The sequence below is a fragment of the Bacillus sp. LQ16 genome (assembly GCF_057784645.1).
Genome location: NZ_CM173491.1, coordinates 4,291,891 through 4,316,788 on the forward strand (window position 1 = coordinate 4,291,891; position 24,898 = coordinate 4,316,788).

The 24,898-nt window shown below is 37.1% G+C and carries 23 protein-coding genes and 1 pseudogene; 7 read left to right on the forward strand and 17 right to left on the reverse strand.

Features of this window, described 5'->3' with window-relative positions; all coding sequences use genetic code 11:
* Window positions 1-132: 132 nt before the first annotated feature.
* Window positions 133-2,397: a protein translocase subunit SecDF gene (secDF, locus tag AC3EMB_RS21645; protein WP_053563616.1), complete on the reverse strand. Its 2,265-nt coding sequence runs from the start codon at window positions 2,395-2,397 to the stop codon at window positions 133-135.
* Between the two features lie 269 nt (window positions 2,398-2,666).
* Window positions 2,667-2,951 (reverse strand): post-transcriptional regulator, encoded by a 285-nt coding sequence (locus AC3EMB_RS21650; protein WP_000886979.1) that lies wholly within the window; start codon window positions 2,949-2,951, stop codon window positions 2,667-2,669.
* 185 nt (window positions 2,952-3,136) lie between these two features.
* Here AC3EMB_RS21650 and spoVB point away from each other — a divergent pair, with 185 nt between their 5' ends.
* A complete protein-coding gene (gene spoVB / locus AC3EMB_RS21655; protein WP_000198301.1) occupies window positions 3,137-4,696 on the forward strand; it encodes a stage V sporulation protein B in 1,560 nt (519 codons plus the stop codon).
* Window positions 4,697-4,776: 80 nt separating this feature from the next.
* On the opposite strand, the gene AC3EMB_RS21660 is transcribed toward spoVB, so the two are convergent.
* Window positions 4,777-5,424 (reverse strand): DUF421 domain-containing protein, encoded by a 648-nt coding sequence (locus AC3EMB_RS21660; protein ID WP_000454821.1) that lies wholly within the window; start codon window positions 5,422-5,424, stop codon window positions 4,777-4,779.
* Between the two features lie 103 nt (window positions 5,425-5,527).
* On the opposite strand from AC3EMB_RS21660, the gene AC3EMB_RS21665 reads away from it, so the two are divergent.
* Window positions 5,528-5,911, forward strand: a complete 384-nt coding sequence (locus AC3EMB_RS21665; RefSeq protein WP_000349148.1) for a TIGR04086 family membrane protein — start codon at window positions 5,528-5,530, stop codon at window positions 5,909-5,911.
* A 36-nt stretch (window positions 5,912-5,947) separates the two neighbouring features.
* Here AC3EMB_RS21665 and yajC read toward each other — a convergent pair whose 3' ends face one another.
* The 6 genes from yajC to ruvA are packed head-to-tail and all read right to left on the reverse strand — an operon-like array spanning window position 5,948 to window position 10,281.
* Window positions 5,948-6,208 carry a preprotein translocase subunit YajC gene (gene yajC / locus AC3EMB_RS21670; protein ID WP_000991115.1) on the reverse strand — a complete coding sequence of 87 codons (261 nt, stop codon included), beginning with the start codon at window positions 6,206-6,208 and terminating at the stop codon, window positions 5,948-5,950.
* 27 nt (window positions 6,209-6,235) lie between these two features.
* Complete coding sequence (gene tgt, locus AC3EMB_RS21675; protein WP_000125365.1) at window positions 6,236-7,375, reverse strand: tRNA guanosine(34) transglycosylase Tgt; 1,140 nt, start codon at window positions 7,373-7,375, stop codon at window positions 6,236-6,238.
* Between the two features lie 12 nt (window positions 7,376-7,387).
* Entirely contained in the window at window positions 7,388-8,440 is a 1,053-nt protein-coding gene (queA, locus tag AC3EMB_RS21680) for a tRNA preQ1(34) S-adenosylmethionine ribosyltransferase-isomerase QueA (RefSeq protein ID WP_000354014.1), read from the reverse strand.
* Window positions 8,441-8,459: 19 nt separating this feature from the next.
* On the reverse strand, window positions 8,460-8,660 hold the full coding sequence (locus AC3EMB_RS21685; protein WP_000970410.1) for a DUF2905 domain-containing protein: 201 nt from the start codon (window positions 8,658-8,660) through the stop codon (window positions 8,460-8,462).
* Window positions 8,657-9,658, reverse strand: coding sequence for a Holliday junction branch migration DNA helicase RuvB (gene ruvB, locus AC3EMB_RS21690; protein ID WP_000344450.1), 1,002 nt, complete (start codon window positions 9,656-9,658; stop codon window positions 8,657-8,659). Before ruvB ends, AC3EMB_RS21685 begins: the two co-directional genes overlap by 4 nt.
* 5 nt (window positions 9,659-9,663) lie before the next feature.
* Entirely contained in the window at window positions 9,664-10,281 is a 618-nt protein-coding gene (gene ruvA, locus AC3EMB_RS21695; protein ID WP_000464511.1) for a Holliday junction DNA helicase RuvA, read from the reverse strand.
* Between the two features lie 188 nt (window positions 10,282-10,469).
* On the opposite strand from ruvA, the gene AC3EMB_RS21700 reads away from it, so the two are divergent.
* On the forward strand, window positions 10,470-11,414 hold the full coding sequence (locus tag AC3EMB_RS21700) for an iron-hydroxamate ABC transporter substrate-binding protein (RefSeq protein WP_197242774.1): 945 nt from the start codon (window positions 10,470-10,472) through the stop codon (window positions 11,412-11,414).
* Window positions 11,415-11,428: 14 nt separating this feature from the next.
* On the opposite strand, the gene AC3EMB_RS21705 is transcribed toward AC3EMB_RS21700, so the two are convergent.
* A complete protein-coding gene (locus AC3EMB_RS21705) occupies window positions 11,429-11,959 on the reverse strand; it encodes a BofC C-terminal domain-containing protein (RefSeq protein WP_000871172.1) in 531 nt (176 codons plus the stop codon).
* Between the two features lie 430 nt (window positions 11,960-12,389).
* Between AC3EMB_RS21705 and AC3EMB_RS21710 the strand changes: the two genes are divergently transcribed.
* Window positions 12,390-12,824, forward strand: coding sequence for a branched-chain amino acid ABC transporter substrate-binding protein (locus AC3EMB_RS21710; protein WP_141240979.1), 435 nt, complete (start codon window positions 12,390-12,392; stop codon window positions 12,822-12,824).
* A 33-nt stretch (window positions 12,825-12,857) separates the two neighbouring features.
* On the opposite strand, the gene AC3EMB_RS21715 is transcribed toward AC3EMB_RS21710, so the two are convergent.
* From AC3EMB_RS21715 to nadB, 5 genes and pseudogenes are all read right to left on the reverse strand, one after another.
* Window positions 12,858-13,505, reverse strand: coding sequence for a YhcN/YlaJ family sporulation lipoprotein (locus AC3EMB_RS21715; RefSeq protein ID WP_016080194.1), 648 nt, complete (start codon window positions 13,503-13,505; stop codon window positions 12,858-12,860).
* A gap of 1,899 nt (window positions 13,506-15,404) precedes the next feature.
* Window positions 15,405-15,561, reverse strand: a pseudogene (gene safA / locus AC3EMB_RS21720) (SafA/ExsA family spore coat assembly protein); the annotation flags it as partial.
* A gap of 225 nt (window positions 15,562-15,786) precedes the next feature.
* Window positions 15,787-16,893 (reverse strand): quinolinate synthase NadA, encoded by a 1,107-nt coding sequence (gene nadA / locus AC3EMB_RS21725; RefSeq protein WP_095690180.1) that lies wholly within the window; start codon window positions 16,891-16,893, stop codon window positions 15,787-15,789.
* Between the two features lie 30 nt (window positions 16,894-16,923).
* Window positions 16,924-17,757, reverse strand: a complete 834-nt coding sequence (gene nadC / locus AC3EMB_RS21730; protein WP_001092229.1) for a carboxylating nicotinate-nucleotide diphosphorylase — start codon at window positions 17,755-17,757, stop codon at window positions 16,924-16,926.
* A 19-nt stretch (window positions 17,758-17,776) separates the two neighbouring features.
* Window positions 17,777-19,306, reverse strand: a complete 1,530-nt coding sequence (gene nadB, locus AC3EMB_RS21735; RefSeq protein ID WP_095690179.1) for an L-aspartate oxidase — start codon at window positions 19,304-19,306, stop codon at window positions 17,777-17,779.
* 152 nt (window positions 19,307-19,458) lie between these two features.
* Here nadB and AC3EMB_RS21740 point away from each other — a divergent pair, with 152 nt between their 5' ends.
* The 3 genes from AC3EMB_RS21740 (at window position 19,459) to AC3EMB_RS21750 (ending at window position 21,870) form a co-directional block, all read left to right on the forward strand.
* Complete coding sequence (locus AC3EMB_RS21740) at window positions 19,459-20,601, forward strand: IscS subfamily cysteine desulfurase (protein ID WP_053563611.1); 1,143 nt, start codon at window positions 19,459-19,461, stop codon at window positions 20,599-20,601.
* Entirely contained in the window at window positions 20,601-21,143 is a 543-nt protein-coding gene (locus AC3EMB_RS21745) for a transcription repressor NadR (protein ID WP_000812275.1), read from the forward strand. Before AC3EMB_RS21740 ends, AC3EMB_RS21745 begins: the two co-directional genes overlap by 1 nt.
* Window positions 21,144-21,222: 79 nt before the next feature.
* Window positions 21,223-21,870 (forward strand): MOSC domain-containing protein, encoded by a 648-nt coding sequence (locus tag AC3EMB_RS21750; protein WP_023523107.1) that lies wholly within the window; start codon window positions 21,223-21,225, stop codon window positions 21,868-21,870.
* A 160-nt stretch (window positions 21,871-22,030) separates the two neighbouring features.
* On the opposite strand, the gene pheA is transcribed toward AC3EMB_RS21750, so the two are convergent.
* Together pheA and AC3EMB_RS21760 are read right to left on the reverse strand one after the other, a co-directional pair.
* A complete protein-coding gene (gene pheA / locus AC3EMB_RS21755) occupies window positions 22,031-22,882 on the reverse strand; it encodes a prephenate dehydratase (protein WP_488517263.1) in 852 nt (283 codons plus the stop codon).
* A gap of 96 nt (window positions 22,883-22,978) precedes the next feature.
* Window positions 22,979-24,892, reverse strand: a complete 1,914-nt coding sequence (locus tag AC3EMB_RS21760) for an ABC transporter permease (protein WP_072940472.1) — start codon at window positions 24,890-24,892, stop codon at window positions 22,979-22,981.
* Between the last annotated feature and the right edge of the window lie 6 nt (window positions 24,893-24,898).

Consider the following 24,898-nt stretch of genomic DNA (forward strand, 5'->3'; position numbering starts at 1 on the left):
CCTATCTTTTTATTTTAACAAAAACAGCGATAACACCACCACTTTCTTCCATCTTCTTCCCATCAAAAAGTTGCTATCTTATTGTATCCACAAACGAAAAAAGAGATGCCTCATAATAAGGCATCATCTTTTCTATACTTGCGGTTCAGATTCTACTTTCTCAACCTTCTTCTTGTTTTTCCCCTTTTTCAAACGACGGTTTTCAAGCATTAACCAAATTTGAGAGGCAACGAAAACAGAAGAGTACGTACCTACTATTAATCCAACAAGTAACGCAAACGAGAAGTTACGTAGTGACTCACTACCGAAGATAAGTAGTGCAATTACTGGGAGTAACACTGTTAATACGGTGTTAATCGAACGACCAAGCGTTTGGCGAATACTTGCATTTACAATTTCCTCTAGGTCTTTTATATCGCGCACTCGTTTTTTCTGTTTGTATAATTCACGGTTTCTATCAAATGTAACAATCGAGTCATTAATAGAATAACCGATGATTGTTAGTACTGCAGCGATAAACGTTAAGTCTACCTCTAATTGGAAAATACTAAACATAACAACCATAACGAATGCGTCATGTAATAATGCAAGTACTGCAGATAACGCATACGTAAATCGGAATCGAATACTTACGTATAAAATGATAACTGCAGAAGCAATCAGTACAGCGATAAATGCATTTCGTGCAATTTCTTTACCGATTGTCGGTGAAACTGTACTTATGTTTGGATCCGTACCATATTTATCATGGAAGAATGTTTTTGTTTTCGCAATTTCATCTTTTGATAAAACACCTAATGTACGAACTGCGAAACCTTTATTGTCATCCCCAGTCGGTACAATATTTTCTTCCTTCACATCAATGTTCAACTCTTTAAAATCTTTATGAACATCAGCTACAGTAAGTGCTTGTTTTGATTGCAAGTCCATACGTGTACCACTTGCAAAGTCAATACCAAGATTCAATTTGAAAATTGGCAGGATAATTGCACCTGCAATTACAACTACAATTGAGAAGATAAGGAATTTATGACCGATATTCACGAAGTTAATACGATCAAATTTCGTTGGTGGATGTACTACACCTTTTGTTAACGGAATAATATCCTTTTGTTTCACACCAAAATATCCTGGTTTTTTATCGAAGTAACGGCTCTTTACAAGTAAACCTAGTAAGAAACGAGTACCGAATACGTTCGTAATGAAACCGACTAAAATACTTACGATTAAACTTGTTGCAAACCCTTGTACTGAGCTTGTACCATATACAAATAACACACCTGCAGCTGCAAGAGTCGTAACGTTCGCATCTAAAATTGTTGCTAATGAACGATGGTTACCAGCTCGGAATGCTGACATCATGGACTTACCAATTTTCAGCTCTTCTTTCAGTCTCTCGTACGTAATAATATTCGCATCAACTGCGATACCTACCCCGAGCACTAATGCGGCAATACCTGGTAATGTCAGAACCGCATGCATCCAGTTAAAGACAAGTAATGTAACAAAAATGTATAGACCTAACATAATAACCGCTACAAGTCCTGGTAAACGGTAATACACAAGCATAAATAAGAAAATAAGAGCGATACCAATCGCACTAGCGAAAATTGTTTGGTCTAATGCTTGTTGACCAAATTTCGCTCCAACAGATGTTGAATACATTTCTTTTAAATCAACAGGCAGTGCACCTGCATTTAATAAAGATGAAAGTTGTTTCGCACTTTCAACTGTGAAGTTTCCACCTACGATAGATACTTCAGCTTGGTTAAATACTTGGTTTACTGTTGCTGCTGATAAGAACTTTGGATTCGGTTTTGCAGATTCTGCTTTATACGAATCTTTTCCTTCTTCAAAATCAAGCCAAATTACCATTAAATTCGTTGGTGGTGGCATTTTAGAAATTTTTTCAGTTACTTCACGGAATTTTTCAGCGCTTTTTAGTGTAAGACCTACGCTCGCACGGCCTTGCTCATCAAATGTTTGCTTCGCTCCGCCGCCTTTTAAATCCGTTCCATCCATAAGAAGGTTATCATCCACATCACGGAATGTTAATTTCGCTTGTGTTGATAACATTTCACGTGCTTTTTGCTGATCTTGTACACCAGCAAGCTGTACACGAATTCGATCTTGCCCTTCGATTTGAATGTTCGGCTCACTTACACCGAGAACATTGACACGATTTTCAAGAGCACCTACTGTACTTACAAGTACGTCTCGATCGATTTTATCACCTTTTTTGGCTGGTTTTACTTCATACAGAATTTCAAAACCACCGCGAAGGTCTAGTCCTAGACTAATTCCTTTTGCTATGTCTTTTCCTGCCGCACCAATTACTCCACCGATTAATAAGACGATGAGGAAAAAGGCGGCAATTCTCGTACCACGCTTTGCCATATGTACCCTCTTTCTGCTACTAACACTTTCAATAAATCTTTTACGATTCACTGCTATACGTGTGCATACGCCTAGTTAGTAGACTTCCTTTCTATAATTTTTGCTAGCTCATCACTAGCTGTATAGGTAAGCTTTTACACTCCCTACACTTTCATCATTTATTTTCCTCTTCACTACCTCCTTTATATATAATCTTAGACACAATTATTTCCTCTTTATCAATACATATCATTATACTGCAAAAGGAAGAACAAACCAATTGCAGTCGGTTATTTATTTTCGTACTCATCAAATGACCAAAGCGGTGCTTGGTAAGCTTCAACAGTTAAATATGTCATATATTCATTAGTACTTACTGTTAATACGTCATTAACTAATTCATACAATCTAACATCGCTGTCTATCTTCTTCCACTTTTTCACTTTGAGAAACTTCCAAATGTCATCATCTGTTACTCGGTCGTAACCGAACATTTGAAACTCTTCTACTTTACTTTCTAAAACGACTTGTAACTGTCCGCGGTATGATTCTACCAAAGCCTCTCTATCTAACATTTATAACATCTCCTTCTTATTTCAGCACGAAAAAGTCGCTTTAATCCCGCTCTAATGGACAGCAATAACTACTTTCAAGAGCACTATCATACTTCACTCTCTTAAATGCTTGTCATTCTTGTCTCGTACGTGCATATAAATTATTGTAAATCATTCCATTGATTTTGAGAAGGTAGGAGAAGAACATGACGAGACAAAGCTTTTTAAAAGGCGCATTTATTTTAATGATAGCCGGCTTTATTACAAAAATACTTGGCTTTATCAACCGCATAGTAATGGCACGTATTTTAGGAGAAGAAGGCGTTGGTCTTTATATGATGGCCGTTCCTACATTCATTTTAGCAATTACATTGACACAAATTGGTCTTCCTGTCGCAATCGCAAAGTTTGTAGCAGAAGCGGAAGCTGTAAACGATAAACAAAGAGTTAAAAAAATATTAACCGTATCACTAGCTGTTACATCCGTTATTAGTATCATTTTAACAATCGGAATTATGTTCCTCACGCCTATTTTAGCAAAAACATTATTAACCGACGAAAGAACGTACTATCCATTAATGGCCATTTTGCCCGTTGTCCCGGTTATTGCTGTTTCTTCTGTTTTGCGTGGTTACTTTCAAGGGAAACAAAACATGAAACCTAGCGCTTATGCGCAAGTTCTAGAACAAGTCGTCCGCATTACCATTATCGCTATATGCATCCAGTTATTTTTACCTTACGGCATAGAATACGCTGCAGCCGGTGCTATGTTATCAGCTGTTCTCGGTGAAGTTGCATCCTTATTATTTTTACTCACGTTATTTCAGCGAGAAAAACATTTATCAATACGCTCTGGATTTTTCACTACTGTAAAGGAAAGCAAAGGGACATTTTATTCTCTGATGGATATTGCCCTTCCAACTACAGGAAGTCGTTTGATCGGCTCCGTTTCATATTTTTTTGAACCTATTGTCGTTATGCAAAGCTTAGCAATCGCTGGTGTCGCTGCTTCTGTTGCAACCCAGCAATACGGTATATTAAACGGTTATGCATTCCCGCTTCTATCACTACCCGCCTTTATTACATACGCTCTTTCTACAGCGCTCGTCCCTTCTATTAGTGAAGCAATGGCAAAAAGACAACATAAATTAGTGGAGCACCGTTTACAACAAGCACTTCGAATTTCATTAATTACCGGCGGATGGTCTGTCGTTATATTATACGTATTCGCTTCTCCTGTTTTAACTCTTATGTATGGATCAGACAGCGCAACAGCATTCATTCAACTTCTTGCGCCTTGCTTTTTATTTCATTATTTCCAAAGTCCACTTACCTCTGTTTTGCAAGCTTTAAACTTAGCAAGGGCTGCAATGATGAATACATTTATTGGTGCCATCGTGAAATTAATCGTTATTTTTGTACTAGCATCAAGGCCAGAATTTCAAATGATGGGGGTTGCACTTGCTATCGCTGCAAATATTGTAACAGTAACATTTCTTCACTACGCTACTGTTTTAAAAAAGATTACATTTACCATTTACGCAAAAGACTATATTTTCGGCGGACTTGCCATCGGTATCGCAGGCGCCTTCGGTTTTTATCTCCATAAATATATTATTTTCTCTCATTCCCTTGGCATACAAACATTATGGGAAATCACTTTAACAACAATTGTTTATATCGTACTTCTCTTCACTTTCAAACTCATTCGAAAAGAAGAGTTAAGTCGTCTCCCTATCATTCGTAAACTTTCATTTTTGAAATAAGATGAAACTTTAATCAGTGGGGTAATCTCCACTGATTATTAGTTAAACCAATCATTCTTACTCTTTCAAAGGATAAATCTCTAATTTTCTTTTACATCAACAAAAAATTGTCCGTTTTGAAAACTACAGTATAAAATTTGTGTTACATCGTTATAACCTAAGTTTTTTAATTTCTCAATAAGCCATTCATCTGTATGCTCAATCATTTGTAAATGACTAGATTGAATTTCTCCATCAATAATAAGAGGAAGCGTAAACTGTAATGTATCTTGTTTATTTTTTTGTTTTTGAAAGACAGATAACTTCCCAGACGGTTCCAAAATAGCATATTCTACATCCCGAATATCTCCAACTCCTTGTTCCCTTAATTGCATCATTAAATCATCTATATTATACCGTTGCTTTCTCATCTTCTTTTCATCAATCTTCCCCGCGTTTACAAGAATAGCTGGCTCACCTTCTATTAAATGCCGAAAGCGTTGATACTTTAGGGAAATGACTGACAAAATAATTTGGATGCACATAAGAAAAGTCATCGGAACTAATTGATGCCAAAGTGATTTATCGGTATTTTCAATTGCCACTACGGCCATTTCTCCAAGCATAATAAATACGACTAAATCTAATACACTTAGCTCTCCTATCTCACGTTTACCCATAAGACGAAAAATAATTAAGATGATGATATATAAAAGCATTGTCCGTCCAATTATTGATATCCATTCCATTTCTACATCTCCTTTTTTACGTATAGACTCCCCTATAAAAAAGAAACTAGTCTAACTTGGGCAAAAGGAAAATATGCTTGTATTAAAAAGGGGGAATGCATAAATGGATGGAACGAAAAAATTATCAACTGCAATTGGCTTCGGTATTGTTACACTACTAATTCTTGCATCTATTACTAGTATGATTATGGCTCTTTTATTAAAGTTTACAAATATAAATGAAGGGACATTAACCGTTACTATTTTTATACTCGCTCTTTTATCTATGCTTATGTCTGGATTTACTGCCGGCAAAAAGGCTCAAGGAAAAGGTTGGCTAGTAGGTTTCACAACAGGGCTCACATTCACTATACTCGTCTTTCTAGTTAACTATTTAGGCTTTTCTCAAACCTTATCGAACTCACAATTACTTTATCAATTAGCATTAATGGGGGCGAGTACACTCGGTGGTATTTTCGGTGTAAATATGTCAAAGCAAAGTAACTAAAAAAGGCCCTGCACATTTCATGCAGGGCCTTCCACATTAGTTTTTCACAACTTCACGAATCGCATTGCGATCGAAAGTTAAGTGTGAACCACCAGATTTAATAACGATTTTCGTCTCATCTACTGATTCGATTGTACCGTGTAAACCACCGATTGTTACGATAGCATCACCTTTTGCTAACTCACTTTGCATTTGAGCAACTGCTTTTTGACGTTTTTGTTGCGGGCGAATTAATAAGAAATAGAAAATCGCAAACATCGCAACGATCATAACGATATTCATCATACCTGCATTCATCTTTTGTTCCTCCTTTTAAATTATGTATTAGAAGTTTTTAGCATTCGGTTTATTAAAGCCATACTGTTCAAAGAACTCTTCGCGGAAATCGCCAAGACGGTCTTCACGAATAGCTTGTCTCACCTGCTCCATTAAGTTTAACAGAAAATGAAGGTTGTGATAAGACGTTAAACGAATTCCGAACGTTTCATCACATTTCATTAAATGACGAATATACGCACGTGAGTAGTTTTTACATGTGTAGCAATCACAGTTTGGATCAAGCGGACCGAAGTCTCTTGCGAATTTCGCATTTTTTACAACGAGTCGACCTTCACTTGTCATACATGTACCATTTCGAGCGATACGAGTTGGAAGTACACAGTCAAACATATCAATACCACGAATTGCACCATCGATTAATGAGTCAGGAGAACCTACACCCATTAAGTAACGAGGCTTATTATCTGGAAGAAGTGGTGTTGTAAACTCAAGTACACGGTTCATAATATCTTTCGGTTCACCAACAGATAAACCACCTACAGCGTAACCAGGGAAGTCCATTGAAACAAGGTCTTTCGCACTTTGACGACGAAGCTCTTCGTACTCCCCGCCCTGTACAATACCGAATAAACCTTGATCTTGCGGACGTTCATGCGCTTTTAAGCAACGTTCTGCCCAGCGGCTCGTACGCTCTACAGATTTCTTCATATATTCAAAAGTAGCCGGGAATGGCGGACACTCATCAAATGCCATCATAATATCCGAACCTAATGCATTTTGGATTTCCATCGCTTTTTCTGGTGATAAGAATAATTTATCTCCATTTAAGTGATTACGGAAGTGAACGCCTTCCTCTTCAATACGACGGAAGTCACTTAAACTGAATACTTGGAAACCACCAGAGTCTGTTAAGATTGCACGATCCCAGTTCATAAATTTATGCAAGCCGCCTGCTTCACGAATAATTTCATGACCTGGACGTAGCCATAAATGATACGTATTACTTAAAATAATGCCAGAATCCATTGCTTTTAATTCTTCCGGTGACATTGTCTTAACTGTCGCAAGTGTACCAACTGGCATAAATGTTGGTGTATCAAATGAACCGTGCGGTGTATGCACACGACCTAAACGGGCACCCGTTTGTTTACATGTCTTAATAAATTCATAACGAATTGCTGTCATAACTTACTCCTTTTATTTGTTTCTCATTTTAGCGTGAGATGCAACGAACATTGCATCACCGAAGCTAAAGAAACGATATTTTTCTTTTACTGCTTCATTATAAGCATGAAGTACATTATCTCTATTTGCAAATGCACTTACAAGCATGATTAATGTTGATTTCGGCAAGTGGAAGTTTGTAATTAAACCATCAATTGCTTTAAATTCATATCCCGGATACATGAAAATATCTGTCCATCCAGAAGCGGCGCAAAGCTTACCGTCATGATCTGTTGCAATTGTTTCTAACGTACGAGTTGATGTCGTACCTACAGTAATAATACGTCCACCATTCTCTTTCACACGATTTAATAATGCCGCTGTCTCTTCAGACATATGGTAATATTCTGCGTGCATATGGTGTTCTTCAATCGTGTCTGCAGAAACTGGTCTAAATGTTCCAAGCCCTACGTGAAGTGTAATGAATGCCAACTGAACGCCTTTTTGCTTTAACTTCTCAAGTAACTCTTCTGTAAAGTGAAGTCCCGCAGTCGGCGCTGCTGCTGAACCGATTTCTTTCGCATATACTGTTTGATAGCGATCGCGATCTTCTAGCGTCTCTTTAATATATGGAGGAAGTGGCATTTCCCCAAGTTCATCTAAAATTTCATAGAAGATGCCGTCATATGAAAATTCAAGCTGACGTCCACCTTGATCTGCAGTTCCTGTGCAAGTTGCTTTTAATTTCCCTTCGCCAAAAGAGATAACAGTTCCTTCTTTTACACGTTTCGCTGGCTTTACAAGCGTTTCCCACTTATCGCCTTCTTCTTGTTTTAAAAGAAGTACTTCAATGTGCGCGCCTGTATCTTCTTTCACACCGTGCAAACGAGCAGGCATAACTTTCGTTTCATTTAAAACTAAGCAATCCCCCTCATGTAAGTAAGAAAGAATGTCCGTAAAATGTTTATGCTCAATATCACCTGTTTCACGGTCTAACACCATTAATCTTGATGTTTCACGATCTTCTAACGGGACTTGTGCAATAAGTTCTTCTGGTAAATGAAAATCAAACAGATTTATATCCATAGCTATATCCACCTATTTCTTATTTAAATCGATTTATTATATACATAATAAAAGATAGTACAATACTTAACACAATACATGTAATGATAGGAAAATAAAAGGTAACGTTTCCTTTTTTCACAAAAATATCGCCTGGAAGCCTGCCAATGAACTTCCAAGCTAATCCAACAACGATGAGTAAAATTCCCGCTGTAATAAGCATTTTGGGCATCTCCATCATACTTTTGGCATCTCCATTCCGAAATGTTCATACGCAAGCGGCGTTACAATTCGGCCCCTTGGCGTTCGTTGTAAAAAGCCAATTTGTAATAAATACGGCTCATACACATCTTCAATCGTATGAGATTCTTCTCCAATTGTTGCTGAAACCGTTTCTAATCCAACTGGACCACCACGGAATTTCTCAATAATACCAAGCAGTAATTTATGATCAATATGATCTAGACCTAATTTATCTACTTGCAGTAGCTCTAATGCCATTTGCGTAATTTCCATCGTAACCGTTCCGTTACCACGAACTTGCGCGAAATCACGTACACGTCTTAAAAGACGATTCGCAATACGAGGTGTACCACGAGCACGTCTTGCAATTTCTAATGCAGCTAACGAATCGATTTCAACTTCAAACACTTCTGCTGTACGTTCAACAATCGCAGAAAGCTGATCTACTGTGTAGTACTCTAACCTTGAAAGTACACCGAAGCGGTCACGAAGCGGTGCCGATAATGCTCCGGCGCGTGTCGTTGCTCCAACTAATGTAAATGGCGGTAAATCTAGGCGTACAGAACGTGCTGAAGGCCCTTTTCCAATTACGATATCAAGGCAAAAGTCTTCCATCGCAGGATACAATACTTCTTCAATTGATCTATGCAAACGATGAATTTCATCAATAAATAATACATCCCCTGGCTGAAGCGCTGTTAATACAGCAGCTAAATCTCCTGGTCTTTCAATAGCGGGACCTGAAGTTGTTCTAACATTAACGCCCATTTCATTTGCAATAATATTCGCAAGCGTCGTTTTACCAAGACCTGGCGGTCCATATAAAAGCACGTGATCTAACGTTTCTTCACGCATTTTCGCTGCTTCAATAAATACTTCTAAATTATGTTTCGCTTTATCTTGGCCAATATACTGACGGAGCGTCTGTGGCCGTAATGAATATTCTAAATCCGCATCTTCATATGCAGATTCCCCTGAAAGGAGACGTTCGTCCATTATACTCACCTCTTACCATTTAGTAAAAGACTAAGTGCCTTTTTAATATACTGATCCGTCGTTAATGATTCTTTTAATAACTCTGGTACAACGCGAGAAACTTCGCGTTCTGCGTATCCAAGTGCGCGCAGAGCTTCCAGTGCCTCATCAAGCTCAGCTGATGAACCTTTCTTCTCATCAAAACGTTCTGTGTCTGAGAATAAATCCACAAATGCATCTGGTACGACATCTGCTAGTTTTCCTTTTAAATCTAAAATCATTTGGCGTGCTGTTTTCTTTCCGACGCCTGGGAATTTCACTAAAAACTTCTCATCTTCATGCTCAATCGCTTGAACGACCTGTCCTGTTTGACCAGAAGCTAAAATTGCAAGAGCGCCTTTTGGCCCAATGCCAGACACGCCTAACAACTTTGTAAATAATAAACGCTCTTCACGTGTTTTAAACCCGTAAAGTGCCATAATATCTTCTCTCACATAATGATATGTATAGACACGGATTTCTTGCTTACTTCTTTGAAATACATACGGATTCGGTGTGAAAATTTGATAACCAATTCCATTATGGTCAATTACGACATATTCCGGCCCTACATACTCCACGTAACCTGTAACATATTCAAACAAAATACGATCTCTCCCTCTTAAATCATGTATTCCATTTTAACATATTTAATGATAGAAAAGCGAGACTGCCCCAACAAATGTTCTCCACTTGAAACTTCTGTTATTTTCCATTGACAGAAAGGTTAAAGCACCTTAATATACAGAGGTCGATAATGATTATCAATACTAATTAAAGGGGTTACATCAGGATGAAACGTAAGCTATTTATTTTATTTACTATTATGCTTGTTGTTCTTTCTATCGTTGGCTGTTCTTCTCAAAAAGAAGAATCAAAAGCAAAAGAACAACCGAAAACAAAAGTTATAAAACATGCTAAAGGTGAAGCTACAATTCCAGTAAATCCAAAGAGAATTGTTGACTTATCTGGATCAACAGAAGAACTATTACTTCTTGGACACAAACCTGTTGGTACAGCAAATACATATAAAGATAAAATCCAAAATCACTTAACAGACAAATTAGATGGAGTAAAAGCAGTTGGTTGGTACTGGGCACCTAAAGTTGATTTAGAAGCTGTTACTGCTTTAAAACCAGACTTAATTATTTTAAACAACCGTCAATTAAAAATTTATGATCAACTAGAAAAGGTTGCACCTACAGTTGTTCTAGAAACAAACTTAGAAGACTGGCGTGGTAAGTTTAAAGAAGTAGGTAAGCTATTTGACGAAGAGAAGAAAGCAGACAAATGGATTGCAGACTACGATAAGAAAGCAGACTCTTTATCTAAAAAAATTAAAGAGAAAACAAAAGATGAGAACTTTATGTTCGTTGCAGTTACACCACAAAACTTCCGTGTATATGGTAGCTTCGGATACGGTGACATCATCTTTAATGACTTAAAACTTCCAGCAACAAAAGGTACGGATTTAAAACAAACGATGGCGCAAGTATCACTAGAAGGTCTAGTTGCATTCCAGCCTGACCAAATGTTTATTGTAAACTTCGGCGGCGAAGCTGATAAAGTTTACGAAGACTACAAAAACAGTGCCGTTTGGAAAGACAATAAAGCAGTTAAAAATAATCACGTATATGAAGTATCAAATGAAGTCTTCAATACGAAAGCATTCAATCCAATCGGAAAAGATATGCTAATTGATGAAATCGCAAAAGAAATTTTAGCTAAAAACAAATAAGAAAAAAAAGCAGCTCACCATGAGCTGCTTTTTTTCTTATTTTGCACTGCGTATTGTTTCATTTTTTCAATCGTCTTTACAAAACCTTCTTTTGATTTAATCCGAATACCACGCTTCAATTTCGCACGCTCATAACTCTCAAGCTTTTTCATATCAATTTGAAAGAAAGAATGGATCGCATTATCACTTTTTGGCACACCTTTGAAAATTTGTAATATCCCTTCCTCTGAAACACCAAAATACCCGCTCGTTTTCAATAACGGAGAAATATCATCAACTTTCTTTTGTAATACGATTTGTACATCATCACGATCAACAAGTTGCCATTCTTTATATTGCTGTAAAAACTTTTCTAAATCCGCTACTTTTTCTGTAAGTATTTCCTCACTTACTTCTCCATCAACATACATACGCTCTAATAAAATTGTAACCTCAGGTTCTTTTTCCGTTACTTCTGGTACTGGCCCTTCCGCCTTCACATTCGTTTCATAAACGAAACAAAACATCATAACGAAAGCTTGCATCGCAATCAGTATCCATTTCATTTCCGTTCACCTCTTTTAGGCAAGATCATACTTTCATTAGTAGTTTTTCCGGAAATGGTGGTTTTATCCATATTACATTTCTTTCGAAAAATAAAAAATGCAGATAAGGGTTTACCTCATCTGCATGTATCATTTACTTTTATATAAAATGAAAGACGCCTGCAAAGCAGGCGTCTTGATGCGTTTACGGCGAGAGACCAGGCGACCACATTCGCGTGTTTAGCACTTAAGCATATCTCTCGTCTTACGTAAATTAGCTCATCGCTTTGTTAATATAACATTAATAAAGTATAAGTGCAACATGTTTATAAAAATATTTTATTCCCTCTTTTATCCAACTGAATAGTATGTAAATTATAAATTGATAAAAGTAATGTATATGTTACAATTAATATAACAGCGAAATCATAATAAACAGGAGATGGATATTGTGAAAAAAATAAAGGATGAACGTCTCATTCTGAAAACATTAAAAAACATACGTATTGCCTTTCTTTTTCAATCGCTTGGTATAATTGGCATTTTAGGCTATATCGGATTCACTGAAGGAATGGATCAAATTACGAAATCTCCATTATGGCTATTATTTATTCTTACAAGTATCGTCCTTAGTTATTTACAGTTAAGTGTTTCAATCGATGTAGAAGAAAGTGAAAAGGAAATAAAATTAACTCCTTATTATAAACTTGTCTTCCGCTCCCTTATTGTAGGAATCGTTATGGCTATTATTTATATTATTTTCAGTCCAGAAAGACCACTGTTTGAAGCTATTTTAACAGGTAGTATTCTTTTCATATGCTTTTTAGTTTCTTACTCCGTTGGTTATTTTATTAAAAAACGTCGTTTACAAGACAACGATGAATAAAGAGGAAGGGCTACCCCTTCCTCTTTTGTTTTGCTATCGTACTGTACCAGTTAAACCGTAACGAATGTCTCGGAACATATTCACTATGTCACGATTAAAATCGTTTGTAACTGTACCGTTACGTAGACGAGTACTCATTGCATCGACACGAGTAAACATATCATTTCTTACAGAAACATATACGTTTCTGTTTCCAACTTCATTTGCAACAGCTTGACGAACTTCATTTGCAAGCGCTGTTTCATTCGATACTGGATTACGTGGTTTTACCGCAATCGCTACATCGTTTCCATATACAACTGTAGACACACGGTCTACGTTATTCATACGTTTCACACGATTTGTAATTCTTTCTGCTGTTTTACCATCATTGTTAATGTATGAATTGTTCATTGTAATATTACGTGTTGGATGTGGATTAGCAATTTGGCCATTATAATTTACATCGCGGTAATAATTATTATATCCTGTATCGTTACGACCATTTCTATATGTTACATAATCTGTATAACGATCATTACGCGTTACATTATCACGATACTGGTGTGTATCATTATAAGATGTACGCTCGTAATTGTAGTTACGTCCATCCATTGCATTGTTATCTTTTGGTGTACCACATGCAGCTAATGCACTGGTAACTAACAAAGAAGCAGCAATCACTTTTACTTTCGTATTCAATACAAAAACCCCCTCTGTTAGAATGAGCTTCTCTACTGAAAAGCTCCCTCTTATGATGAGTAACAGAGAAGGTTTTTACACTGTTAATATTTCACTGGGAATTTTCTAGCACCTCATAAAAAAACTGCATTTTCTTAATTAACACGCATGCAAAAAAGGCGGGAATACTCCCGCCTTTTTAAACTTCTTCTTCGTCCTCTTCTTCTGAAACGGGCTCTCCAAATACATTTGGTGGATCTGGTTGATAATACATCGTTCCTGGCTGTGGTGCATATGCAGACTGAGTTGGTTGATAATATAAAGGATTCGCATATTGCGGACCACCTGGTTGTGGACTATATAGTCTACTTTCTCCTCCGCATCCACAATCTTCCTCACCCTGCACAAGCGGCGGCATATTATTATCCATTGGCATCATATTTGGGTTTGGCATAGACGTATATTGCGGGCCAAACGGCGCTCCTTGCTGATATGGCATTTGATATGGATTTGGTTGTTGATAATACGGATTCGGCGGCATCATGGGCTGCTGATACGGCATTTGATAGGGCATCATATTCGGTGGTTGATTGTTATCCATCATTGGCATCATATTCGGCATTTGATTGTTATCCATTATCGGCATCATATTCGGCATTTGATTGTTATCCATCATTGGCATCATATTCGGTGGTTGGTTGTTATCCATAATTGGCATCATATTCGGCATTTGATTGTTATCCATTATCGGCATCATATTCGGCATTTGATTGTTATCCATCATTGGCATCATATTCGGTGGTTGGTTGTTATCCATAATTGGCATCATATTCGGCATTTGATTGTTATCCATCATTGGCATCATATTCGGCATTTGATTGTTATCCATCATTGGCATCATATTCGGCATTTGATTGTTATCCATCATTGGCATCATATTCGGCATTTGATTGTTATCCATCATTGGCATTATATTCGGTGGCTGGTTGTTATCCATAATTGGCATTTGAATATTTGGCATTTGAATATTTGGCGGTATGACTTGTGGAATAACTACATTTTCTTTCGATACATTTGGCGATACTATATTCCCTACGTTTTCTTTCTTCACTTGCGGCGATATTATATTCCCTACATTTTCTTTCTTCACTTGCGGTGACACTATATTCCCTACATTTTCTTTTTTCACTTGCGGTGACACTATATTCCCTACATTTTCTTTCTTCACTTGCGGCGATACTATATTCCCTACATTTTCTTTCTTCACTTGCGGCGATACTATATTTCCTACATTTTCTTTCTTCACTTGCGGCGATACTATATTTCCTACATTTTCTTTCTTCACTTGTGGCGATATTATATTCCCTACATTCTCTTTCTTCACTTGCGGCGATACTATATTATTTTTTTTCGTTTGCGGAGAAATGATATTGTTAGGTTTCATTTTACTAATTTGAGGAGCAATTAACTCGCTTCCTTTTTTTATTACATCTGAAATTTTATATTCTTTTTTCGGTTTTATTGGTGGTTGTGGCGGCTGTGGCAATACATTTACCGAAAACTTCGTGTTTTCTTTTTCCGCCGGTTTTTGTTTTTCTATCACAGGTGGTTTTTGAATAACAGACGGTTTTTCAACTGGTTTCTCTTTTTGAATTGGCTGTTCTTTTTGCACCTCTTTTTGCGGTTTCACCTGTACTTCTTTTTGCGGCTTTACTTGCATCTCCTTCTGCGGTTTTACTTGCACTTCTTTTTGTGTTTGTTGCATAGCTGGCTGCTGTGTAATTGGTGCTGATTGATACGTAACTTCTTCTTCATCTTCTATTCCAAGCGGAGTTGGTGTTGCTGCAAATTCTTTTTGCTGCACTTCTTTTACGTATTGCTTTGGAGGCGCTGAGCCTGCCCCAGCCTGTTGTTTCATGTGAACACTCTTGGATGGCACTTTAATTTTCATACCTGGCATGATTAAATCTGGATTACTAAGTTGTGTATTTGTTTTTTTCAACGTATCAAAATCCACTCCGTACTTTTTCGCAATTTTCCAAAGGGTATCCCCTTTTTGCACGATATGAATTTTCAAATTTTCCCCCTCCTGTATAACTTATCTATAAGTAACAAATCTCATGAAGTAACTCTTTCTAAATAACATTAACTTCTTTTCACTTTTATCACTTCTTCGATTTTCAATATCATTCGAAGTGGAATAAGCATAAAGAACCACAATGATTTCTTCAAAACAATGTATGCCCATTTTGTTCTTGTTATGATTATATGTATGAAAAAAAGCAACGGGAATACCGTTGCTTTACACACGCTCTAACATACGATTTAATGCAAGAACCGCTTCTGCCGTTACTTGTTTATCTACGCTAATAACGTTAATTTCTTCTCCTCTTTCTATCGTTTCAAGTACCCATAATAAGTGAGGCAAATCAATTCGGTTCATCGTTAAGCATGGACACATAAATGGATTAAGTGAAACAATTTCTTTATCTGGATGTTGCTGAATAATTCGGTTCACTAAATTCATTTCTGTACCAATCGCCCATTTGCTACCAGATGGCGCCGATTCAATCATATCAATAATATATTTCGTTGAGCCTGCATAATCTGAAGCAGCTACAACTTCATAGCAACATTCTGGATGTACAATAATATTCATATCAGGATGATTTTTTCGTACGCTCTCAATGTTCTTCACTGTAAAATTTTGATGAACAGAACAATGCCCTTTCCATAAAATCACTTGAATTTCTTCTATCTCCCCATCGTACTCTAATGAATCTGTGTGTGGGTCCCATACTGCCATTTTATCTAACGGGATACCTAAATCGTACGCTGTATTTCTCCCTAAATGTTGGTCTGGTAAAAAGACGAGACGCTCTTTTTGAGTAAACGCCCAAGATACCATTTGCTTTGCATTAGAAGAAGTTACTGTTGCTCCTCCGTTACGACCACAAAACGCTTTAATTGCAGCTGTAGAGTTCACATATGTTAACGGAATCATCGTATCTCCAAATAATTTCTTTAACTCTTTCCACGCTCTTTCTGTTTGTTCAATATCTGCCATATCCGCCATCGAACAACCTGCACGCATATCTGGTAAGATGACAACTTGATCATCTGTCGTTAACATATCTGCTGTTTCCGCCATAAAGTGCACCCCGCAAAACACAATATATTTTGCGTCTTTATTGCTCGCTGCAACTTGCGCAAGCTGAAGTGAATCCCCTGCTGCATCTGAAAATTGTACCACTTCATCTTTTTGATAATGATGCCCTGGAATGAATAACATTTTCCCCATCTTCTCTTTAATTTCACGAACACGCTTTTCCATATCTTCCGTTGACATCGTGTAATAACGCTCTGGTAACATCGTTTCAATTGGCTGTACTTGTTCTAAAATACTCATATACGTTTCTCCCCCTCTAAGCCACTTTCCTTACCCTTCAATATTGAAACTAATATCAAGTGCTTTCACTGAATGTGTTAACGCTCCAAGTGAAATATAATCTACCCCTGTTTTTCCGTATTTCGATAAATCTTCAATTGTGATGCCCCCTGAAGCTTCTGTAACGATAGCGCTTGGTACAATTTTCGAAAACTCCCGGATTTCATCTGGCGTACGATTATCGAACATAATAATATCCGCACCAGCAGCAACAGCCTCTCTCACCTGTTCCTCAGTTTCTGTTTCTACTTCTACTTTCACCATATGTCCTAACTTTTCTTTCACTGATGTAACAGCTTTTGTAATAGAACCAGCAAACACAATATGATTGTCTTTAATCATGACACCATCATATAAACCGAAGCGATGATTAAATCCACCACCACACACGACTGCATACTTATCAAACATACGTAGTCCTGGCATCGTTTTTCGCGTATCACAAATGCGAGTATGGCTACTATCTAAAGCAAGAACCGCTTTACGCGTCATCGTCGCTATTCCGCTCATACGCTGAATAACGTTTAATATAACGCGCTCTGCTGTTAATAACGATGCAATTGGCCCTTGCACAGTTGCAATGATTTCGCCTTTTTCTACAAGATCCCCATCTTTTTTATGAAGCTCTACTTCAATTCTCTCATCAATTAATTTAAATCCTGATTCAATTACTAAACGTCCTGCAAAGACCCCTGTATCCTTCGCAAGAAACGTTCCTTTCGAAAGTAAGTTATCTGGAAAAATAAGCTGAGATGTTACATCTCTTTCTCCTATATCTTCTAAAAAAAATCGATTTAATGCTTCTTTAACTTTTATCGTGTTCATAAAGCCCCTCTTCCCCTCATCACACAAGTTGTAGTTTTCTCTTTACTCGAACAATCTCTTTATTTCCTATATTTCTATCTGGATAATCACTTCGGTAATGCCCGCCAATACTTTCTTCTCTTTGCAGGGCTGAAACAACTATAAGCTCACAAACTGTTAACATATTAATAAGCGTTATCTCTTCATTCGTAAGAACATCATGTTGTAATATCATATTTCGAACACCATACTTACTAAGCCATCTCTTCGCATAAGATAAACTTTGCTCTGTTCGCACAATCCCAACATATTTCATCATGCATTTTTGTATTTCTTCTTTCGTCGGTAAATGATTCAGAACGATAAACTTTGCTTCTTTTTCGGCTAGCATGTTCACATTTTCTTTTGTCTCTCTAGATAAAATGTGCCTTCCGATTCTTCCTCCAAACACAAGACCTTCTAATAATGAATTACTCGCTAATCTATTTGCACCATGAACCCCATTACAAGCTACTTCCCCGACTGCGTATAGGTTCGGAATAGACGTCTCTCCATCACAGTTCGTTTTCACGCCACCCATGTGAAAATGAGTACCGGGCACGACTGGAATAAGGTTTTTATTTATATCGACTCCATTCGTTTTACATATCGATGACACGGTCGGAAAGCGTTGTTCAAAGTTTTGAATCATTTCGATGTTTAAGTACACTTTTTCACCCGCAAGTAGCTGTTCATGAATAGCCCTTGCGACTACATCACGAGGCGCTAAATCCTGTTCGGAATGTATATCCATCATAAAACGCTGCCCCTTGCCATTTATAAGGACAGCTCCTTCTCCGCGAACGGCTTCGGACACGAGGCCGGAACAACGCCCACCCGCGTATAACATCGTCGGATGAAATTGTATAAACTCTAAATCTACAAGCTCTCCGCCTGCACGGTACACCATTGCAAGTCCATCACCTGTAATTGTCTCATCATTAGAAGTAAAGGCGTATAAACCGCCAATACCGCCTGAAGCTAACACCGTATAATCTGCATTGTAACGTTTCAGTTCTCCTTTATTGTTGCGAGTTAAAGCCCCAACACATTTATCTTTTTCTATAATAAAATCAAGCACCATTTCCTGTTCCACTACCGTAACGTATGGAGCTACTTCTTGAATAAGATGCTCTAATAAATTCTTTCCTGTTGCATCGCCACCTGCATGTAAAATACGACGTTTTCGATGCGCTCCTTCTTTTCCAAGATGAGGACCTGTTTCATCTCCATCAAATTTCATTCCTCTTTCAATAAGGTTATTAATTTCTTTCGGTCCTTCCTCGACTAAATAACGGACCACTTCTTCATTGTTATAATGACACCCTGCTACTAACGTATCTTCAAAATGATCATTAGGATTGTCATATGTAGCTACCGCTGCGGCAATTCCACCTTGAGCTAAATGTGTATTATTATTACGTTTCGTCTCCTTTGTGATAATAATCACATTCTTTTCGTGACAAATCTCTTTTGCAACACGAAGTGCCGCAACGCCACTTCCAATAATTAAGACATCTGCACTTGGCATAATTGTTGCCTCCTACTTTACACTTTTCAACTGTCTTGACACCTATATTTACATAGTTTTAAAATAATGACAAGAGTTTTTTTATAATTCTTATTTTCACTACCATTTAAAAAGTAAAAGAAATGTAACTCTTACTAGAGAGAGGAACTTACATGATGATATATCTTGACTATGCAGCTACTACACCTATGAGCGAGGAAGCGTTACAAACATATATGAAAGCAGCTTCGCAATACTTCGGAAATGAACAAAGTTTACATGATATTGGAGGAACGGCTTCTTCTTTATTACAAGTTTGCCGAAAAACATTTGCGGAAATGATTGGAGGCAAAGAACAAGGAGTATTTTTCACAAGCGGTGGATCGGAATCGAACTATCTTGCGATTCAATCACTTCTAAATGCCCGAAATAAGAAGCATATTATTACGACACCTATGGAACATGCATCCATTCGAAGTTATTTTCAATCTCTAAAATCAAAAGGCTATACGATCACTGAAATTCCTGTTGATAAAAGCGGACTCATTTGTTTAGTAGATTTAGAGGCAGCTATTACAGAAGATACTGTGCTAGCAAGTATACAGCATGGAAACTCTGAAATCGGAACCGTTCAAAACATTACAAAAATCGGGGCACTTTTAAAAACATATAATGTTTTATTTCATACGGATTGTGTGCAAACGTTTGGTAAACTGCCTATCCATGTTTTTGAGATGGGGATTGATAGTCTTTCTGTTTCAGCACATAAAATATACGGACCAAAAGGTGTCGGCGCTTGCTACATAAATCCGCAATCTCGCTGGGAACAAGTATTTCCAGGAACTTCTCACGAAAAAGGATTTCGCCCAGGTACAGTAAATGTTCCCGGCATCGCATCTTTTTTAACAGCTGCTGAAAATATATTAAAAACTCAATGGGAAGAAAGTTTACGTTTTAAAGAGTTACGATCCTACTTTTTAGAGCAAATACAAACACTTCCGCTAGAAATTGAAGTAGAAGGTCATTCTACTTCTTGTTTACCACATATTGTTGGGGTTACAATAAAAGGAATAGAAGGTCAATATACTATGCTAGAATGTAATCGTCATGGTATTGCCATTTCCACCGGAAGTGCTTGCCAAGTCGGTAAACAAGAACCTTCGAAAACTATGCTTGCAATTGGAAAAACGTATGAAGAGGCCAAACAATATGTCCGCTTCTCTTTCGGACAACAAACAACGAAAGATCAAATTGATACTACTATTCATGCACTACACACAATTGGAAATCAATTTTATAGAGGTGTTAAATCATAATGAAACAAAATGAACAAAAAAAGATTTTAGGTGAAGAAAGACGACAGCTTATCCTCCAGTGGCTTCTTGCTGCAAATGAACCGTTATCGGGGAATGAACTATCGAAAAAGACGAACGTAAGTAGACAAGTTATCGTGCAAGATATTTCCTTGCTTAAAGCACGAAACGAACCAATTATTGCGACTGCTCAAGGTTATTTATATTTAAAGCCACAAGAGAAGCAACAAACTTTCGAACGCGTAATTGTATGCCAACATAAACCAGCAGAAGTACGTCAGGAACTTACAATGCTTGTTGACCATGGCGTTACGATTAAAGACGTAAAAGTTGAGCATCCTGTATACGGTGACTTAACAGCATCCATTATGGTAAGCAATCGCTTTGATGTAGAGCAATATTTACAAAAAATCGAAAACACAAATGCTTCCTATCTTTCACAACTAACAGATGGTATTCACTTACATACAATCGAGGCAGATTCTAAAGAAAAATTAGATGCTGCTTGTGAGGCACTGGATAAAGCAGGATTTCTCGTTTATTAATGTAAAGCACAGAGTTTTTATCATTCTCTGTGCTTTTTTAATGCTATAATATTGTAATCAATCGTAAAGGAGATCAAATATGGGAATTGAACTCGTTCACTTTAGCATTGGCAAACCGAAACAAATGAAATATGGCGAAGATAAAGAAATGATAACAGGTATATGTAAAGATCCTACAGAAGAGGCCTTTCTCTCAAAAGACGGATTTCGTGGTGATGACGTAGCGGATTTAAAACATCACGGGGGACCTGATCGTGCTGTTTGTGTGTACCCACACGAGCATTACGCACTATGGGAAGAGGAATTTCAAACTACGCTTCCCGCTTCCACATTTGGTGAAAACATTACCGTAACAAATATGTTAGAGCATGACGTATGCATCGGAGATACATATCAACTAGGCGAAGCAATCATTCAAGTAACGCAAGCTCGCGTACCTTGTAGCACAATTTCAAAACGTCTTGGCATCCCTGGCATTTTGCCGCGCATTGTAGCAACTGGATTTACTGGCTACCTATGCCGCGTTCTTCAAGAAGGTACTGTACGTAAAGATTCTAAAATTACATTACTAGAACGTCAACCCGGCAATGTTTCTGTTTTGTTCTCTAACGAAATTTATTTTCATAATAGAAAAGATAAAGATGGCATTGAAAAAATTCTTGCTGTTCCAGAACTAGCTGATATTTGGCGTGGTCAGTTAGAAGATCGTCTTGCGAAGTTAAAATAAAGTGAAACTTTAATCAGCCCTCACCAATCGGGCTGCCCGGCAAATAGCGGGATAAAGAATCCCACCTTTTGCAGGTGGGATTTTATTAATCTATCAAAAAATATACTAGGCAATGAAATGATATGGACGATTAGGCAAATACAAATATTCCATCTACATCTTACAACCAATAAGAAGAATAACTCCCCAGCACAGTAACAGAAAAACCGAGTGCTTCGAGTTCCATCGTTACGCCTGGCAATAATACGTCATCGTATGCTTTATCGACATCGATTAAGAAAAAGTAATTTCCAAGACCTGTTTTCATCGGACGCGATTCGATTTTTGATAAGTTTAATTTTCTCCATGCGAAAGCTGATAACACTTGATATAGGGCACCTGCATAATCTGCAGGTAACGTTATCATAAGCGTCGTTTTCTCTCCGCGGTTTTCTCCGTTATTCGGGAGTATTGCTTTCTTTTTCTTATGAAGTACTAGGAAACGTGTGTGATTATTTTTATGCGTATGAATACTACGTCTTACAATTGTTAATCCGTATTTTTCTGCAGCTGCTTCATTTGCAATAGCGGCAATTTTTTCTTCAGGATGTTCTTTCACATATTGCGCAGCGGCACTTGTGGATGTCATATCTCGAACAGTTACTCCTTTTAATTCTTCATTTAAAAACTTATGGCACTGTGCAATGGCATGCGGATGAGAATGCATCGCATATACTTCATCCCACACTTCTGCATACTGCGGATGTACAAGTAAATGCTGCTGAATTGGTACTGTAATTTCTCCTACAATAGCAAGCGGCTGCTCATGTACAAGATAATCAACCGTTATATTCACTGAACCTTCTATTGCATTTTCTAACGGTACGACTGCGAAGTCTACATTTTCATTTGCAGCTGCATCTATACAATCTGGAATCGTTCGATACGGTACATGATCTGCTTCCGGAAAAAAACGACTCACCGCCATATTTGTAAATGTTGCTTCTGGTCCTAAATATCCTACTCGAATCATCGTCTTTTCCCCTCTTTTTCGTTTTCTTACTGTTATACCATACTTTTTTATATTCTTCTATGTAAATTTCGAATATTAAAAAAAGACTAGCATTTGCTAGTCTAAATGTTTCTTATATTCTCTTTGAGCGAAGAAGAAATAAATGATACATGCTACGATATAAAACAGAATGAACAAACCTACTTTTTTTAATGATCCATCCATAAAAAAAGTATTATGAAACGTATATAACGCAACTGCACTATGCATACTCCCTACTATAATTGGCGCAAAAAATAGCATACATAATTGCCAACGAGAAATTTTCCATACTTCTTCCTTCGTCATTCCAAGTTTAGAGAGTGCACCATACTGCTTTCGGTCCGATGCAATATTATGGAACCATTTAAAATACACGATACTACATGAAGTAAGAAAGAATAATATACTAATAAACGAGCCCACAAATAGAGTAATATCGCCGCCTTCTTTCATACTTACATATAACTCCATATTACTTCGAAATGCATTATTATTATCTTGTTTCATATGTTTCCGTAAATCTTCGTTCAATTTCTTCGTCTTTTCGATATTTGATAATGTGTAGCCTCTATATATCATCTTTTCAGAATCAGGAACCTTATTTGCTATATTGTCAAAGTCTTCATCATTCATAACGAAGAACAGACCATTAATGTACGAAGGGTGATAGTTAAATTGAACCCCTTCTTTCTGACCGTTAAATACGAATTGATATGGTTGATTCATTACTTGCAATTGAATCTCTTTTTGATTATATACATTCGAATTATTGTATTTATTATAATAAACGAGTGTCACTGTACCTTTTTTAGGATGATATGTTTTCTGTTTTTGTTTCCTCGCTTCTTGGTTATAATCACTTTCTTTTATAAGCGGTGCTATTGTTGTTTCTCCTTTATTAGACTGAAAGGATGCATACACTCCAACAAAACTCATATATTGAAAATCATCATACCCATATTGATTCAGTAATTTTTCAACCGCACCTTCTTCAAAGACTTCATAAGTAGAAATACCTTTTTCTATGTACGAAAACGAGTGTACCCCTCCAGTTCGCCACATATCTTGCATGCTAGAAAAATACAAGAACACCGTACCTGTTGCCGTAACTACAAACGTCGTTGCCATAGACATCAGAAAGAAAAAGCGACCATTTTCCTTCATTCGATGTGACAATTGATTCACTATAAACAAATATGGATATGTATACATAATCTTTTTATTTCGCTTTATCATTTCTAACACTTGGGTAGCACCATGCGCGAAAGAAAAATACGTTCCCAAAAAGACAAGTATAGACACAGGGAAAAAGTATATTGCTATCGTAGCCATCGTCACTTGTAGCGCTAACGCATATCCTATCCCTAAACAAATAAAGCCGAATATACAAAGCCACTTTGATGTTTTCTTCTCTTTTTTATCTGTTCGAAATTCTTTCAATAACCGAATGATTTTTATATTCCATATACGTAAAGCACTTATAAAAGATAACAGAATAAAAACGACCATATATGTAATAAATGTTACACCAATCGCACTTACGTCAAATATAACAGGGAGTTCTTTCGGAAGCCCCAGTAACATACTAAACACCATGAAGAAGAGCTTTAAAAAGATCAAGCCCAGCCCTATACCGAAAATATTAGCAAAAATTCCAATTAATATTTGCTCGGTCATAATTACTCCTATTACGTTAGACTTCGTTGCTCCCATTAACATATATAACCCTAATTCTTTCTTACGTGCTTCTATGAAAATAGAAGTAGAGTACAAAATAAATATGACGAAAAAAGAAATAATTATAACATTACATATGATAAGTCCCCAGCGTACGTTTTGATACCACATCGTCTCTTGCATATACGGATGTACAATAACAGACATATATGCAAAAGATGCAAATATTGCAAAACAACTACTTAAGAAAAACACTTTATAATTACGCCAATTTCCTTTTATATTTTGCAGCGCTAGTTGCCGAATGTTCATCTATCG